Annotated in this window: 14 protein-coding genes and 1 pseudogene; 3 read left to right on the forward strand and 12 right to left on the reverse strand. The window is 63.7% G+C overall.

Annotation, left to right across the window (positions count from 1 at the left end; genetic code table 11):
* Positions 1–2: 2 nt before the first annotated feature.
* The 4 genes and pseudogenes from OKW43_RS10920 to OKW43_RS10935 all read right to left on the reverse strand — a co-directional run bounded on the left by OKW43_RS10920 (position 3) and on the right by OKW43_RS10935 (position 4,274).
* On the reverse strand, positions 3–1,211 hold the full coding sequence (locus OKW43_RS10920; RefSeq protein WP_187634261.1) for an efflux RND transporter periplasmic adaptor subunit: 1,209 nt from the start codon (positions 1,209–1,211) through the stop codon (positions 3–5).
* Between the two features lie 623 nt (positions 1,212–1,834).
* Positions 1,835–2,632 carry a hypothetical protein gene (locus OKW43_RS10925; protein ID WP_429447143.1) on the reverse strand — a complete coding sequence of 266 codons (798 nt, stop codon included), beginning with the start codon at positions 2,630–2,632 and terminating at the stop codon, positions 1,835–1,837.
* Between the two features lie 271 nt (positions 2,633–2,903).
* Positions 2,904–3,489: pseudogene (locus OKW43_RS10930) on the reverse strand (helix-turn-helix domain-containing protein); the annotation flags it as partial.
* A 362-nt stretch (positions 3,490–3,851) separates the two neighbouring features.
* Positions 3,852–4,274 (reverse strand): hypothetical protein, encoded by a 423-nt coding sequence (locus tag OKW43_RS10935; RefSeq protein WP_429447144.1) that lies wholly within the window; start codon positions 4,272–4,274, stop codon positions 3,852–3,854.
* A 573-nt stretch (positions 4,275–4,847) separates the two neighbouring features.
* Here OKW43_RS10935 and OKW43_RS10940 point away from each other — a divergent pair.
* Entirely contained in the window at positions 4,848–5,252 is a 405-nt protein-coding gene (locus OKW43_RS10940; RefSeq protein WP_429447145.1) for a helix-turn-helix domain-containing protein, read from the forward strand.
* A gap of 38 nt (positions 5,253–5,290) precedes the next feature.
* Here the strand turns inward: OKW43_RS10940 and OKW43_RS10945 are convergent, their stop codons facing one another.
* Both OKW43_RS10945 and OKW43_RS10950 read right to left on the reverse strand, forming a co-directional pair.
* On the reverse strand, positions 5,291–6,274 hold the full coding sequence (locus OKW43_RS10945; protein WP_429447147.1) for a pyridoxamine 5'-phosphate oxidase family protein: 984 nt from the start codon (positions 6,272–6,274) through the stop codon (positions 5,291–5,293).
* Between the two features lie 43 nt (positions 6,275–6,317).
* Positions 6,318–6,959, reverse strand: a complete 642-nt coding sequence (locus OKW43_RS10950; RefSeq protein WP_429447149.1) for a glutathione S-transferase family protein — start codon at positions 6,957–6,959, stop codon at positions 6,318–6,320.
* Positions 6,960–7,068: 109 nt separating this feature from the next.
* On the opposite strand from OKW43_RS10950, the gene OKW43_RS10955 reads away from it, so the two are divergent.
* Together OKW43_RS10955 and purU are read left to right on the forward strand one after the other, a co-directional pair.
* On the forward strand, positions 7,069–7,995 hold the full coding sequence (locus OKW43_RS10955; RefSeq protein WP_429447151.1) for a LysR family transcriptional regulator: 927 nt from the start codon (positions 7,069–7,071) through the stop codon (positions 7,993–7,995).
* Between the two features lie 134 nt (positions 7,996–8,129).
* Positions 8,130–9,005, forward strand: a complete 876-nt coding sequence (gene purU, locus OKW43_RS10960; RefSeq protein ID WP_429447153.1) for a formyltetrahydrofolate deformylase — start codon at positions 8,130–8,132, stop codon at positions 9,003–9,005.
* A gap of 57 nt (positions 9,006–9,062) precedes the next feature.
* Here purU and OKW43_RS10965 read toward each other — a convergent pair whose 3' ends face one another.
* The 6 genes from OKW43_RS10965 to OKW43_RS10990 all read right to left on the reverse strand — a co-directional run bounded on the left by OKW43_RS10965 (position 9,063) and on the right by OKW43_RS10990 (position 16,574).
* A complete protein-coding gene (locus OKW43_RS10965) occupies positions 9,063–9,920 on the reverse strand; it encodes a glycine betaine ABC transporter substrate-binding protein (protein WP_429447155.1) in 858 nt (285 codons plus the stop codon).
* Positions 9,921–10,101: 181 nt separating this feature from the next.
* On the reverse strand, positions 10,102–11,292 hold the full coding sequence (locus OKW43_RS10970; RefSeq protein WP_429447157.1) for a 2Fe-2S iron-sulfur cluster-binding protein: 1,191 nt from the start codon (positions 11,290–11,292) through the stop codon (positions 10,102–10,104).
* 34 nt (positions 11,293–11,326) lie between these two features.
* The gene (locus OKW43_RS10975) at positions 11,327–12,613 is read right to left on the reverse strand and encodes an aromatic ring-hydroxylating oxygenase subunit alpha (RefSeq protein ID WP_429447159.1); all 1,287 of its coding nucleotides are present in this window, start codon (positions 12,611–12,613) and stop codon (positions 11,327–11,329) included.
* Between the two features lie 73 nt (positions 12,614–12,686).
* A complete protein-coding gene (locus OKW43_RS10980) occupies positions 12,687–13,466 on the reverse strand; it encodes an electron transfer flavoprotein subunit beta/FixA family protein (RefSeq protein ID WP_429447161.1) in 780 nt (259 codons plus the stop codon).
* On the reverse strand, positions 13,463–14,650 hold the full coding sequence (locus tag OKW43_RS10985; protein ID WP_429447401.1) for an electron transfer flavoprotein subunit alpha/FixB family protein: 1,188 nt from the start codon (positions 14,648–14,650) through the stop codon (positions 13,463–13,465). Before OKW43_RS10985 ends, OKW43_RS10980 begins: the two co-directional genes overlap by 4 nt.
* Before the next feature lie 7 nt (positions 14,651–14,657).
* On the reverse strand, positions 14,658–16,574 hold the full coding sequence (locus OKW43_RS10990) for a (Fe-S)-binding protein (protein ID WP_429447163.1): 1,917 nt from the start codon (positions 16,572–16,574) through the stop codon (positions 14,658–14,660).
* Between the last annotated feature and the right edge of the window lie 2 nt (positions 16,575–16,576).

A 16,576-nucleotide genomic window follows, 5' to 3' on the forward strand; every position in this document is an offset into this window, starting at 1 on the left:
CGTCAGTGCGCAGCGGAAGCGGCAACGGGCGACGCGGCCGAGTGTGCCGTTGGCGACGCCTCGGGCGCGGGCCGCGCGTCGACACGCTGACCCGGCTGCACCTTCTGCCATCCATCGACGATCAGGCGCTCGCCAGGCTTCAGGCCATCGCGCACGGTCCAGCGTCCTTCGCCCTGCTCGCCGAGATCGATGTTGCGGCGGACCACGGTGCCGTCGTCGGCAACCAGCGCGACGCTCGCGATGCCGTGATCGAGCTGCACCGCGCGCTCGGGAATGCGGATGCCCTGCAGATTGCCCGCCGCGATGATGCGCCCGCGCACGAACTGCCCCGGCAACAGCGTGCGGTCCGGATTCGCGAACTGCGCGCGCACCGTCTGCGTGCCGGTGGACGGATCGACAACGAGGTCGGCGAAGTCCAGAAAGCCGCGCTCGTTGTAGACCTGGCCGTTGGCGAGGATCAGCTGCACCTCGACATGCTTCATGCTGGTCGGCTTGCGAGTGCCTGACTGGATCTGCTGTTCGACATCGAGCATCGCGGTATTCGACTGCGTGAACACCGCGTTGATCGGCGTCAGCTGGTTGACCTGGGTGAGCAGCGTGGCCGCGCCCGCGCTGACGAGCGCGCCTTCGGTGACGAGTGCGCGGCCCGCACGCCCGGCGATCGGCGTGCGCACGATGCAGCGATCGAGCCGCAGCTGCGCGAGCGAAACGGCCGCCTGCGCATCGGCCACGCTGGCCTGCGCCTGCTGCACCGTCGCGAGCGCGGCGTCGTATTCCTGCGCGCTGACCGCATGACGGCCGACCAGCGGCTTGAACCGGTCGACTACCGACGCCGCGTTGTCACGCACAGCGGTCGCGCGCGCGAGCGCGGCCTGCGCCTGCTGCAACTGCGCGCGATAGTCGCTCGCGTCGATCTGGAACAGCGGGGCGTTGGCCCGCAGGTCCGTGCCTTCCTGATACAGCGTGCGCTCGACGATGCCATCGACGCGCGCGCGAATCTCGGCGGTACGCACGGCCTCGATACGACCCGGCAACTCGACGACATCAGCGACAGGGGTGGTGGAAACCGTTTCGACGAGCACGGGGAGCGGCGGCATCGACGCGGCGGTGGGGGCCTGCTGGCGGTCGTTGCAGGCGGCAAGCAGAAGCGGCAAACCGGTGATCAACAGCGATATGGCACGACTACGCAGGCGGAGTGCGGAGCGAAGCAAGAGAAACTCCTTTGATCAAGGCAGTCTTTTTTGCGCGTGAGATCGGTGAAAGCTTTAACGGTTTGCGGTCGAATTAACTATTGAAAACGTGTGGGCGCGTTAACGCGCGGAAAAGATTTCCGTCGATGCTACCGTGTCTAGATGGCTTGTCAATTTATTCTTGGTCGTGTCGCGTGGAGTGGCGTCGCAGCGGGCAAGTGGCGGATCGGGCGGGCATGACCGGTGGCTTTCCGCTCGCAGACGACACACATGTTGAATGGCAATTGTCAATCACATGTCAATTACGATTCAACAATGCCGCTATTTAAAGTTCGACGTCCGCGCTGGCCGACGATATCGGCAATGGTTTTGCGTGCCATGTAACCGGTAGCGGCCAATGATGAGTCGTCCCTTTCAAATGGTGATCAGGCGCGAACCGGCTCGACTGCTAGCGGCTCGTGGAGCACGACCAAAACATCCGTTGCCGCGCACGGCAACGGCCGTGAAATCCGCATGCTTTGTGGGTGGCGATGCGGCAGCACCGTCGCGGGTTTGCACGGCATCGGGCGTGCCGCGGCGTCGCATTTGCGCGCTTGCGGAATCGGCGGTGAATCGTCGGCGACTCGAGGATTGCGAGGCAGGCCTCAGCCGATGCGCCCGCGCCGCAGCACGGTGCTCAGACCGAGCGAGTGGCCTGGGTCGTAGTAGTGAATCAACAGGGTGCGCCGCTGGCCGTTTCGCACGTCGAGGTTCGCATGCTGAAGTGCGAAGCCGTTGAATTCGTAAACGCTGCCGGGTTTGACCCGAATGCGCCTGCAGTGACCGACACGCAGATCATGCAAGGTATGCCAGGTGCGCCAGCTGAGCGGCAGGCTGTGCAGGAAGCCGTGGCGGATCTTGCAGATCACGTTGGTCAGCGTGGTCACCGACAGGCGCGGCTTGCGGTACATCACCAGGTCGCCGTTGTGAACCCCGTCGGGCGCGAGCTGAAGCGGAATCAGCAGCGTCAGCAGGTGCGAGTCGTAATGGCGGCAATGGCTCTCCGCCAGCGAGGTGTTGCTGGCACAGCGCAGCACGGGGAACGCCTCGGTCGGTAAATCTGTATGGCCAATTTTCGCGGCCATCGCGCGCGTATTCGCGCAGATCGCCTGCTCGAGTTCGCGAAAGGCTAGACCGCGACGCAGCAGGTCGGCGATTCTCGCGCCGGACTGCGAACGCTCTGGCGTGTCGCCGAACAGGTGGTCGATGAACTCGTTGATTTCGGCGATCGTCTCCAGTGGAATCACGTCATCAAAAGACTTCAAAGCAACATTTCTGCCGATTCGAATCCGCCTGGAAAGAATATGCCCACGCACGTCTGTCAGGGTGTCCATCGCCCAAATTTCCATTCGTTTATTGCTCTGCGACCGTAATGAAAAATATGCTTTACGAGCCTCCAGCAATGTGCGCCAGCGTACACAAGATGCTCGGGCGATTGAGCGAGGTCATCGAATCTTAAGTCGATTCCCCAGTCGAATTTGTTAAATATCGTTGGAGGAATTTGAAACGGCTGCGGCTGCGACGATGTGTGCGCGAGTTCGGCAAAATGCGGAAATAATGGGTCGAATTCGAAATCTTCCTTGTCGATGTCGAGGCCATTCTGAAACGTCGTAGCGGCAGCAAAGTAGAAGTGTCGCGGTTTGTGTCCTTGTTATCTCTTTGACGAGGTTTTGAGCCGTGCTGCTCCAGATAGCCGCGCGTTGCCTCGAAATAGCTGAAGGTCGATTCGGTCGCCGTGAAGTGCAGCGCCATCAGCCGGCTGGTCGCATCGTCGATGTACACACAGCAGCGTGCACGCCGCGGACCGTTCCTCGAACCAGCGATGATCGCTGCCATCGATCTGGATCAGTTCACCGAGGCACGCGCGCCGGGCACGCGGCTGGTAGATCTTCGGCGGCCGCTGCCGGCGTGGAATCCACAGCCCGGCCTCCGTCGTCAGGTGACGCACCGTTTCCTTGGACAGCCCCAGCCCGTGACATTCGCGCAGCTTCTCGCACGCCAGCGTCGGCCCAAAATCCGCGTAGCAGTCCCGGATCAGATTCAACGCCCGTTCAGCCACGCCATCGGCCAGCTGATAGTTGCTCGGGTGCCCACGATGTCGCGACAGCAGCCCCGACGCGCCCTGGCTGCGATAGCGCAGCACCAGACGTTCAACCTGACGGACGCTCAACGCAAGGGGGTCCGCTGCCTGGCCCGGCTTCAGACGTCGCTCGCAAACAGCCTGTACCACTTTCAACCGGTCCAGCTCGGTCATCGTCATGGTGATCATCCCGGACGTCCTCACGCGAGCCTCCCATTCAATGGTCAGCCAGCATGACATGCGACGCTTCAGCTTTGCCCAGGTACGACATTACAGCTTTGCCCTAACATCCGGATTGTTGATAATTAACATTATGTCAAATTATACATCCCTCGAAACCGGCTGCCACGACGCACTTCACCTGTGGTCGTGCCGATTCTCACTCAGAGGCATTACGATCCCCGCGCGTATCGGTTTGATTCATGCACGAGCTATGCCCCATTCGCTAATTGTTAAATATTTCGTGCGCCGCGAGAATAATCTTTGCAGGAAAGACAAATACCCCTATTGAGGATCGAAGCGAATTTCTTCGTTGGCATCAGCTACATGCATTTCGACGTGGCATTCGAACGCAACGTGATCGTCGCGTCGCCTCTCGCCGTGATTTGCGACGCATGTTCGAACACGCGCAGACGCTCGGCATCCGCGATCAGTCGTTTCCTCGTCGTCGAGCGTCCCGTCGACCCGAAGCCCATCACCTTTTCGTATTCGCGCGGTCTGCCGTGCCTGAAGCGGTTAAAAAAGTCATCGCCCGGCAGACCGTTGTCGAGACTCATCAGGCAACCGTAGTCGAGCGACGCGCAGTCGCTCAGCGAGCGCGCCGCTTCCTCCAACGCGCGATAGCGGCTTTGTAATGGATCGTCGCGACCGAAAAGCGCGTGCAGTTCCTGATACGTCACGAGCCTTTTGCGCTTCGCGGCACGCAATAGCATCGCGGCAATATCGCGGGTCCTATCCGTGTTCACGTTGTTCTCCTTACCGCGTGCTTGCAAAGACCACAACTATTACCGCAGCTATGCGTATCGAGTCATAAAGTGCCCGGCATAGAAGTAATTCCGGATTTGAATCATGCAGCCAGATTAAGCAGATGTTACTGGACTGGGAATTCACAGCGGCACCTATCCATTCAAAACCCCGCGAAGCGTTTCCAATCCGCAGCATCCTTTTCGCAGGGTTGTGGCAAATATCAGCACCACGCATCGAAGAGTGCACCCTAATAAACATTCACAAAACAGCAAGGTGTGCCAGGCGAGCCGAACGCAACAGATAAGGTTATTTAAATCAGTTCAATCAGGTTAGCAAACGTTAAATTCAATCTCAAGAAGAATCTTTAAGTTGGTAGAAAGAAAAACGTCATATGACCGACCTACGAGAGGTTCAAAAACGATTTTTCTATCAAACGAAAGCCGCGATTAATTTTTATTATTTTAGACACAGCCGCCAACTTTTCGATTATTTCTAAGTTGCGCGCCCTGCTTTGTGTCTGCCCGGGTAACCGATTACAGTCCGGTCAGCGACCACCAACGGTGGAGTTCTCGATGTATCGACCGAATGACGATTTGCCAACCGTCGCACGGCGTCTCGCGGCGGGGAAGAAGCTGCTCGACGGCGTCGCGGCCGCCGTGGTCGCGAAAGAGATGGGCATGACAAAGACGACGGTCGAGCGATATCGAAAGCTATTGGAGCAAGGTGGACTGGACGCACTCAGAAACATGAGCGTCGGCGGCCGCCATTCCGCGCTGGCGGTGGCGGATCTCGACTGGCTGGCACAGGCGCTGAGGGCCTCGCCGCGAGACTACGGCTTCGACGCCGACGGCTGGAGCAATGCGCGTATGCGCGAGCTGATAAGCCGTCAGTTCGGCATTTCGTACTCGCGAGTCTATGTGTGGCAACTGGCCACCAGACTCGGCGTCTCTTACCGGCTTGGAAGGAATGCGCAATAACGCTGCGGCCGAGCTAAAGCACGCGCGTGTGCATCGGCTTATGCGCTTTCGCGAACCTTCGGCAGAAACTGCGGCGCCAGTTCGACCTCCGACCACTGGAATGGCACGGCGGCGCCGCTGCGCCGCACTTCGGTCACATGAAACCGCACGAGCCGCTGCGCGCCTGCAAATGCCGCGAGTTCGTCGCAGTCCCATATGATTCTCGCTTGCACCGCGAGATAAAGTAGATCGCCGGTCGCGAAGTCGATAAACAGCAGACCCGCGCGTGGATCGTGCACGAGGTTGCCGATCGTGTTGAAAAGCCGGTTGCCGCTATAGTCGGGCGTGGTCAGCGTATTCGCGTCGTCCACGCGCACGAAGCCCGGCGCACCGCCCCGATGCGAAACGTCGACGCCCTTCCCCAACCCCGCTTCCTCACTCAGGTTCGCACTGGCGATAAAGAACGTGTCCGCGCTCGCGAGCAATTCGCGGTCGGCATCGCTCAGATGAGCGGCGATGTCGGGCTGTGCGCGCATCAAGCTCGCATCCCGTTCGGCGAAATACGGCGTGCGGCTCTGGATGTACTTCGGGCAATTGCCGAAGCTCTGCAACACTTCGACCTGCAACGTGCCACCGTCCACGGACCGTACGACGCCATTCGCCCGATTGCGCCGCCGCGTGCGCGGCTCGATGCCCAGCGCTCCGAGCTGCGCGCCGACGCGCCATCCCGCGGCGAGCGGATCGCCAGCCAGGGCGCCGCCCTCGATACGCAGCGTCCGCGCATCCGGTGACGAGACGAAACCCGGCGCACCCGCGCGCAGCGTCGCCCACGGCTGACCGCTCGCGTCGACGCCGCCGATCACGACAAACGGTTGCGCGGCAAAAAACTCGCGGTGCTGCTCCGGCATGAAACGGCGAATCCCCCGACGTCCGATCGACTCCGCGATGTCACGCACACCCGCACGCTGCTGCGCATGCAGCTCGCCCGCATGAAACGGCGACGCGTCGGCCCCCCAGCTATTCAACGGAACGAATTCGGACATGATCGGACTCCTGTGCAAAATCTGACGCGGCGCTGAACGCGCATCACGCCGCCAGCAACCCCGCCTTGGTCGACGGCATCGCGATGAACCGCGGCAATGCCTCCACGCGACGCAGCCACGCGCGAATGTGCGGAAACGGCTGCAACGACACGCCGCCCTCGGGCGCGTGAGCGATATACGTGTGCGCGGCGATATCGGCGATCGTGACGTGGATGCCCGCCACGAACGCCTTATCGGCAAGCTCCGCGTCGATCACGTCGAACAGTTTGACGGCGATCTTCTTCGCGCGCTCGTGATCGAGCGGCGCGCCGAACACGGTAACGAGCCGCGCCGCGCACGGCCCGTATGCGATCTGACCCGCCGCGAGCGACAGCCAGCGCTGCACCGCCGCGGCGCCGCGCGGGTCTTCCGGGAGCCACGACGCGTCGCAATAGCGCTTCGCCAGATAGACGAGAATCGCATTCGAGTCGAACAGCGTCAGCTCGCCGTCCTGAATCGTCGGCACCTGACCGAACGGATTCAGCGCGAGGTACTCGGGCGTGCCGTTCTCGCCCGCCTTCAGGTTCAGTTCGATCACCTCGAACGGCAGATCGAGCAGTGTCAGAAACAGCTTCACGCGATGACCGTGGCCCGAAAGCGGCGTCGTGTACAGCTTGATAGGCTGGGCGGGTCTGGCGACAGGCATGGACGGCTCCGGAGGCGTTGAATGATATGCCCAGCATAAGGCGTAGGCACACTCGCGCGGAAGCCCGATAATCCGGGAAACATAGTCAAGCGGGAATGGACAATCGATCATGGCCGATGTGCGCAACGTGAACCTGAACCGCCTCGCGATCTTCGTCGCGGTCATCGACGCGGGCTCGCTGAGCGCCGCGGCGACCCGTCTCGGACTCGCCAAGACGATGGTCAGCACGCACATGCAGCGGCTCGAGGCGGAGGTCGGCGCGAGCCTGCTCGTGCGGACCACCCGGCGGCTCGGTGTGACCGAGGCGGGCCGCGCGTTCTACGAGGCGAGCGTGAAGATTCTGCGCGCCACCGAGGACGCGCTGAAGGCGCTCGGCGGGGAAACGTCGCCGGTGCGCGGCACGCTGCGCGTCAGTGCGCCGAACGACTACGGCACGCTCGTCGTCGCGCCCGCGCTGGTCGAATTGCGCCGCACGCATCAGCAGCTCGACATCGAGCTGCTGAGCAGCGACCGCTACGTCGATCTGATTGCCGATGGCATCGACGTTGCGATCCGGCTGGGTCGTCTCGCGGATTCCAACTATCGCGCGGTGAAGCTCGGCAGCTTCGTCAAGTGGCTGGTCGCGAGTCCCGAGTTCGTGCGGACGTGGGGCGTGCCGGGCACGCCGATCGCGTTGGAGACGCTGCCCTATTGCGCGTTGTCGGTGCTGCCTCATCCGTTGATGCTCGATCTGCGGCACGTCGACGGCAAAACCGCGAGCGTGCGCTGCGCGTCCGCGTTGCGTGTCAACACGGCCGATGCCTGCCGCGCGGCGACGCTCGCGGGCGGCGGCATCGGTCTGTTGACCGATTTTTCGATCGCGGACGACGTTGCGGCGGGACGGCTGATCCGGCTGCTGCCCGAATGGACAACCGCGCCGGCGAGCATCCAGGCCGTGTTTCCGCCGACCAGCCACCCGCCAGCGAAAGTGCGTGCCTTGATCGACACGCTCAAACGAAGGCTCGCGGCGGCCCCCGCGGATCAGAACGAAAACTAGCCTGCCGGTCCATTGGCGTTCCCGTTCCAGCCCTACGGCGGTTAGCTTCTATCCGCGCAAGCGCCCGATTTGCTCTACTGCGACGATGCGCGCCGCGCCCCGCGGCATCGCCCGATCGTCAATGTGGAGAGCTTATGTCCGCCGTTTCACGTCCTGCTCAAGGGGTTCTCACCGTCGCATGTCCGAGCGCGGCGGGCCAGGTTGCCGCCGTCGCCGGCTTTCTCGAACGGCATCGTTGCTATGTCGACGAGCTCACCGTATTCGACGACGAGCTCAGCGAGCGCTTTTTCGTGCGCTGCGTGTTTCACCACGTCGATCGCGACGCCTCGCTGCGGATCGCCACGCTGACGCAGGAATTCGCGCCGATCGCCGAACGCTTCCGGATGACCTGGGCAATCCACGATCTGTCGAGCCGGCCGAAAGTGCTGATCATGGTGTCCAAACTCGAGCACTGTCTCGCCGACCTGCTGTTTCGCTGGCGCATGGGCGAACTGAAGATAGACATCGTCGGCATCGGCTCGAATCACCGCGACCTCGAACCGCTCGCACGGCAGCACGGCTTGCCGTTCCATCATCTACCGATTACCGCAGATACCAAGGCACAACAGGAAGCCCAACTGCTCGACCTGTTCGACTCGTCCGGCGCGGAGCTGCTGATCCTCGCGCGCTACATGCAGATCCTGTCGGCCGAAACGAGCCGGGCGCTCGCCGGTCGCGCGATCAATATCCACCATTCGTTCCTACCCGGTTTCAAGGGGGCGAGGCCGTATCATCAGGCCCATGCGCGCGGCGTCAAGGTGATCGGCGCCACCGCGCATTTCGTCACCGACGATCTCGACGAAGGTCCGATCATCGAGCAGGGAGTCGAACCGGTCGATCACTCGTACAGCCCCGAACGGCTGCTGACGACCGGACGCGACGTCGAATGCATTACGCTCGCTCGCGCGGTGAAAGCGTTCGTCGAGCGGCGTGTGTTCATCAACGGCGAGCGCACCGTCGTGCTGCGCTAAACGGAAAAACGCCGCTAAAAAGCGGCGTTTTCATCTGCTGCGCCGACGCTTGCCGGCTTACTTCACCCAACTATCCACTCGATCCGAATGCGCGCTGATCCACGCGTCGGCGGCCGCGACCGGTTTTTCGCCATTCTGCGTGGCCAGCATCACCGTGTCGATCTCGCCGGGCTTCCATTGGAACTTCTTCAGGAATGCGACCACCGTCGGCGCCTTTTTCTCGAGCTCCGGATTCACCACGCTATCCACGTGCTCCGCTTCACCGAATACCTTCTTCGGATCTTCGAGGAATTTCAGCTTGTACTTCGCGAACATCCAGTGCGGCTTCCAGCCGGTGACGATGATCGGTTTGCTGGCCGCCTCCGAGCGCGCCAGTTCGGCCGTCATCGCACTGCCCGAACTCGGCATCAGCTGATAGTCGAGCCCGTAGGCCTTGATCGCCTCGCTGGTTTTTTGCATCACGCCAGCGCCAGCATCGATGCCGACGATACGCGCGCCGAATTCCGACTTCTTCGCCTGCAGATCGCCGACGCTCTTCACATCCGAGTTGTCCGGCACGATCAGACCGATCTTCGCGTCGTTGAAGTTCGGCCCGAGGTCGACCACCTTGTCCTTGAAGTTGTTCCAGTACGCGCCGTGCGTGACCGGCAGCCACGCGGACAGCGTCGCGTCGAGATCGCCGCGCGCGACGCCCTGCCACATCACACCGGCGGCCACCGGCACCAGTTGGACCTGATAGCCGAGGCGTTTCTCGATCACCTGGGCGGCTACGTTCGACGTCGCGACGCTATCGTCCCAGCCCTCCACGTAACCGATCTTGATGGTCGGCTTCGAATCGGCCGACACGCCCGCACTGCCCGCCGCCAGCATCACGCCCAACGCGCTTGCCACCACTATCTTTCCGATCAGTCTCATCGCCGTTCTCCCGTTGATCCATTTGCCCATTGACGCGTTAGCTATCGAACCGCTCATCGCTCCTTTAGAATCGCCAACCAGAATTGCCGGGTAGCGTTGTTTTGCGACATGCAGTTGTCCGCATGCGACTTCCACGCAAATCCGCCGAGTGTTTGCCGTGCTCTCGTGGTTATCAGTCGTGCTACTTGTCGACGACGAGATCGGTCAACGGCTTGCTACAGCACAGCAGCACCATGCCCTGATCGATCTCGCGCTGACGGATACCGCCCGCGTGCTTCATCGCCACTTCACCGGACACGAGCTTTACCTTGCAGGTGCCGCACATGCCTTGCGTGCACGACGCCGGCAGCCGCACGCCCGCCTGCTTCGCCGCATCGAGCACATGCTGGCCGCCGCCGCACTCGATCTCACGATGACTGCGCGTAAAGCTCACCTTGAAACGCGTTGCGGTTTCGACCGGGGCGGGCGCATCGCGCGGCGTGTCCGCGACATGCGCTTCAGCCGGTTGCGCGGCCGCTTCGCCGATAGTCTCGAACGAAAAGCTTTCCTCGTGATAATGCTGGCGATCGAAGCCGCCTTCGTCGAGCAGATTGCGCACCGCCTGCATGTACGGCGCAGGGCCGCAGGTGAAAATCTCGCGCTCCAGAAAATCCGGCGCCACGAGTTTTAGCAGCGGCAGCGTCAGAAAGCCGGTGATGCCGGGCCAATTGGTGCGCGTGCCCACGCGCTCACAGACGAACGCGGTACGGAAATGCGCCTGATTCGCGGCGATCAGATCGAGCTCGCGCGCGAAGATGATGTCGTCCGGCGTGCGCGCGCTGTGCACGAAGACGATATCGCTGTCCTCGCCGAGTTCATGATGCGCGCGGCTCATCGACATCAACGGCGTGATGCCCGAGCCCGCCGACAAAAACAGGAACTTGCGCGCCGGGTGCCGCGCGCAGGTGAATTCACCGGCGGGTCCCAGCACGCGCACCTGCATTCCCGCATGCAGATGATCGTGCAGCCAGTTGGACACGGGGCCACCCGGCACGCGCTTCACGGTAATCGAGATCGTATGCGGCCGCGTGGGCGGCGACGAAATCGTATAGCAGCGATTGACCCGCTCGCCGTCTATTTCCAGTTCCAGCGTGATGAACTGCCCCGGCTCGAACACGAACGCCCGACCGGATGGTGCGCGGAAGAAAAAGCTCTTCACGTCGTGCGTTTCGTTGCGGACCTGGCAGCACTCCAGCGTGTCGTCGGCGTCGCTGTTCCAGCGCGCGGGCAGCGCGTCCCAGAAGCGCGGCTGCGTGACGCGGCTCGGCGCGCCACCTGAACCCGGTGAATTCTTCTCGATGTCCGCTTCAAACATGGCCTGATCGCGCATCATGGTTGTCCCCCCGCTCCTCATCGCGGTATTGCGCTCAGCGCGCGAACGACACGACTTTCTCGTCGTGCAACGGCCGCAGCTTTGCGTCGAAATCCGCGAGACGGCCGATATACCACTCGCAGAACTTTTCAACGAGCCCCTCGGTGAACGGCGAGTACGGACCGGGCTGATACGCGCTGCTCGTCGCCCCGCGCTGCGAATATTCGACGAGCGTGCGATCCTGGTCGTTCGTCGCACGCCATACGGCGGTCAGATTGTCGACGTCATAATCGATGCCTTCGCGTGCGTCCTTGTGCACCAGCCATTTGGTGCGCACCAGCGTTTTGCCGGCCGACAGCGGAATCACCGAGAAACTGACGATATGGTCGCTCATGAAGTGATGCCAGGAATTCGGCTGGGTCCAGAACGACAGGCCGCCCAGATCGGCCAGCTTGAAACCGCCGAGCAGCTTCTTCGAGGCGACCTTGGCATCGAGCGTCTGCGATTCGCCGTCGCGATCGAGCGGCAGCCGTTGCGTACGAAAACCTGTGACCAGATCGGCGAGCCGCTCGATTTCCGCCGACGGCAACTGCATCGCCTCCCACTGCGCGGTGCGACGAGCCACCGTCGCCTCGAACGCGGCCATGCCCTCTTCGTTCGCGGGCGTGCGCTGATAACCGAAGCCGTATTCGTACAACGAGATGGTTAGCTCGGGATGGTTCGCGACGCAGTGATAGCACTCGCGATTGTTCTCCATCGTCAGCTTCCAGTTGCCCTCCTCGATGATGTCGATCGACGCGGCGATCTTGCAGCCGGCCAGATCGTGCGGCAACAGATACGGCTCCATCGCCGCGCGCATCACGGAAAAATCGGCGGGCGGCTGCTCCGCGAGGCAGATGAAAATCAGCCCGGCGAGGTTCTCCACGTGCACCGCTTTCAGGCTATGTTTGCAGCGGTCGAACTGCTCGCCCATGTGCTCCGCGAACATCAGGTCGCCATTGAGGCTATACGTCCAGCTGTGATACGGACAGACGATATTGCCGAGTGAGCCCTTGCCAGTATTGCACAGACGCGCGCCGCGATGGCGGCATACGTTGTGAAACGCGCGCACCCGCATGTCGTCGTCGCGCACGATCAGGATCGAATCGTCGCCGACTTCCACCGTCACGTAGTCGCCCGGCTCGGGCACGTCGGGCTCGACCGCGACCTGAATCCAGTGCTGCCGGAAAATCGCGTCGATGTCGAGCGAGAAGATCTCCTCGCTCGTATAGAACGGCGCTTCCAGCGTGTAATTCTGCTTGCGGCGTTCGATCATTGCGCGAACGTCTGCGGAAACTTTCATTGTGTGCTCCGTTGCGTGTCACGTCTGGCGCCGCGCCAGGCCCTCCTGGTCGCATGCTGGCCCGAACCGGAATTCAGTAATCCACCAGTTGATGCTCGCGCAAATACGCGAGTATCACTTGTGCTTTTTCGACGGAACTCCCTTCAATTACGACGCTGCCGCCGCGGCTCTCGGTCGTCGTCGCCGACAGCATGCGCGCGTGGCCCGAGCGCTTTTCGGCGGCGGCGAGGCGCACCGGTTTCGCTGTGGCGGGGCCGATGGTCCATGCGGAATGTTCTCGATCGGTACCGCGCCGGACATCGGCGAGCGGCACGGCGGCGCACTCGATCGTGCCTTCGCGCAGCCGCGCATATGCGTACGACGTCGCGGCGTTCGCGAGCGGATGCACGGCGATCAACGCGGGCAGCCGCACTTCGACGCGCCGTCGCAAGCCCTTCGGCATGAACTGCCGGACCTGCGCGCAACCGTCGCGCAGAGCCAGATCGACGGCGGCGCCGACGAGCGGCACTGCCAGCGCATGCGCGACGCGATACGGCAGCATGCCGCTATCGAAGCCGCCTTCGGCGCGCGTGCCGGTCAGCACCAACTCGTAGCCGCGCAAACGTGCGGCGAGTTGCGGCGCGGGGTCGGCGTCGGGCGGCATCTCGAGCACTTCGACCGAACCCGCGCCGAGCGCCAGATAGTCGTTCAACGCGGCGTTCGACGGATCGCCCGCGTGCAGCACGTCGAGCCTCGCGCCGCTGGTTCGGGCGAGCGACAGCGCCAAAGTCAACGCCGCCGCATCGTTACGGCTGTAGCGCGCGACGCCGTTGACCGGATGGCGTCCGAGCGAAACCAGAACGGCGATCTTCATGCGAGCACTCCTTCGGCAAGCTGGCCGGGTTGCAGCAGCGCGGCCGAGGTGGCGCGCGCGGCGCGCGCCGCGGCCGCCGCCTCGTTGAGCGCCGCGATGGCTTCCTGCGCGTCGGCGATCACGGTCAGATTCGCGCGCTTCGCGATCGGCGCGCTCGCGTCGAGATTCACGGCGATCACGTGGCGGCAATCCTTGATGCCCTGCAGATGCTGCACCGCGCCGGAGATGCCGAACGCGATATACACGCTCGCCTCGACGGTCTTACCGGTCGCGCCGATCTGCTTGTCGCGCGTGAACTTGCCGTCGTCGACAGCGACCCGGCTCGCGCCGATCGCCGCGCCGAGGGTCGCCGCGAGCCGCTCGAACGCGGGCACGTCGCTGACGCCGTTGCCGGCCGACACGATGAAATCCGCCTCTTCCAGCGCAACCTGCGCCGCGTCGATTTCGTCGATGCCGAGATCGCGTATCGCGCGTTGTGCGTTTGCGGCTTCCACGTCACGGTCGAAGCGCCACGGGAGCCGCTCGCCCGCGCCGACGAACGGCAGCTTCGGATCGACCGCATTCGGCGCAAGCAGCACGACTTCGGGCAGCGCGCGGCTGGCGAGCGCCGTATTCGCACGCATATAGGTGGCCGCATGGCCGGCATCGATCTCGACGACGTGCGTCGCGACGCTTGCATCGGCCGCCGCCGCATAACGGCGGCCGAGCTCGCCGTCGCCGCTCGCGTTGTCGGGCAGCAAGACATGGGCTGGCGCGTAGGCCGCGACGCACGCGGCCAGCGCGTTAAGTTCATCGTCCGGCGCGTACGTGCGGCGATCGAACGTCGGCAATTCGATCAGCTTGTCGGCGCCGAGCGCGGCGGCATCGCCGGTGAATTCGCCGAACACGAGCAGCATGACTTCGGTGCGCGCGTCCGCGATCAGCGCGGCGGCGGCGAGCGTCTGGCGCGCGTGTTCATCGAGCGCGCCGCGGTCCGCGTGCGCCGCGATCAGCAGCACATGATGCGGCGTGGCCGTCGTGCGGCGCGGCTTCGGTTGTTCGTGATGCGCCGTGTGACGCGCATCAGCCAGCAACGCACTGCCGCCGGCATCCGCCACGCCAATCACGCCCAGCGTGATGCGCCTGAGTCCCTGTGCCGTCACCGTAAACGGCCGGCGCGGATCGATTCGTTTGAGCGTATTCATCATCGCGTTACTCCAGCGCCGCGGCGACCAGTTCGGCGACGTCCAGCACTTCTGGTCGCGGCCCCACCACCCCTTCGAGCATCGCCGTGCAATTCGGGCAGCCGACCGCGACGATCCCCGCGCCGCTCGCCCGCGCGTCGTCGATACGGATGTCGGGAATCCGCCGCTTGCCCGGGATATCGGTCAACGGTGCGCCGCCACCGCCACCGCAGCAACGTCCGCGCAGGCCGTGACGCTCCATCTCGACCACCTTGATGCCGATGCTCTTCAGCACGCGGCGCGGCGCTTCCGTCTCGCCGTTGTAGCGGCCCAGATAGCACGGGTCGTGATACGTGATGTTGCGCTCCGCGACGGCGGCGGCCACGCGCGGCGACAGCTTGCCGCTCGCGATCAGTCCGTCGATCAGCGCCGTGTGATGCTGCACCTCGTAGAAGCCGCCGAGCGCGCGATATTCGTTGCGCAGGCTATGCAGCACGTGTGGATCGGCCGTGACGATGCGCGTGAACGAGTACTGAGCGAGCGTACCGATCAGCGTACGGGCCAGTTGCTGGAACGTCGCTTCGTCGCCGAGCCGCCGCGCGGTGTCGCCGGTATCGGTTTCGACGCCGCCCAGCACCGCGTAATCGACGCCCGCGCGGTTCAACACCTTGACGAGCGCGCGCAGCGTGCGCTGATAGCGCATGTCGAACGCGCCTTCGCCGGCGATCAGCAGCACGTCCACGTGCCGGCCCGGCTGCGCGACCTGCACCTGCAGATCGACGGCCCAGTCGTAACGCGCGCCGATGTCGTAGCCATTGATGCTGCCGGTTTCACGCAGATTCGCGAGCGTCACCGGCCCCTTGCCCGGCACGCTGCCTTCGACGAGCGTCTGATTGCGGCGCATGTCCACGATCGCGTCGACGTGCTCGATCAGCATCGGGCACTCCTGCACGCAGGCGCGACAGGTCGTGCAGGACCACAGCGTGTCCGCTTCGATCAGACTGGAGATCAGCGGCTTGCCTGGCGCGCCCGCATGCTGGCCAACCGGAATGCCGGGCGTCGGGCTACCTGCGTACTGCGCGTCGGTGCCGCCGACCATGCCGGTCACCAGATCCTGGATCAGCTTCTTCGGATTCAGCGGCTGACCCGCCGCGAACGCGGGGCACGCCGCTTCGCATTTGCCGCATTGCACGCAGGCGTCGAAGCTGAGCAACTGGTTCCAGCGGAATTCGACCGGCTTGCCGACGCCGTATTCCTTCGCGTCGAGCAGCGGCGCTTTCAGCGCGGTGGGCGGCACGGCGTCGCGAGCGGCGGCAAAACCGGCAAAGCGCTCCTGACGCGGATGAAACGCCAGATGCAGCAGCCCGGCCAACGCATGTTTCATCGGCCCGCCGCGCGCCGCGCCGAACGTCATCGTGAACGCGCCCGCCGCGATCAGCAGCGCGACCAGTACGGCAAGCGAGCCGGACATCGCCGTCGCCGGCAGCGCGATGAACAGCGCGAGACCGAGCGCGAACGCGCCGAGCAGCAGCGGCAACTGATCCCATGGCCCGCGCGACAAACGCGCCGGCACCGTCTTCGCGCCATGCCGGCGGCGCCACACGAACACCGTGCCGATCAGCATCGCCAGCGCGGCGACGAAGATCAGCTTGTCGAGCCACGGCGAGTAGATCGCGAGACCGTAGTTGACGAACACGAGCGCCATCGCGAGGAGCGCGCCCCCCGCCGTGGCGACGTGCGTGCGGGCGATGTACGGATCGCGCGCGACCACGTGATGCAGGTCGACGAAGTAGCGCTTCGGGATCGAGAGCAGATTGGTCCAGCCATAGGCTCCCGCGGCAGTCGCGCGGCCCTCGCGCCAGTACGCGGCGCGGCGTGCCAGCGCGAACGCGAGACCGGCCACCGACACCCACAGCAGGACGGTGATGACAAACACGGGGCTCATCG

The organism is Paraburkholderia sp. WC7.3g, assembly GCF_050436345.1.
GTDB lineage: Bacteria > Pseudomonadota > Gammaproteobacteria > Burkholderiales > Burkholderiaceae > Paraburkholderia > Paraburkholderia podalyriae.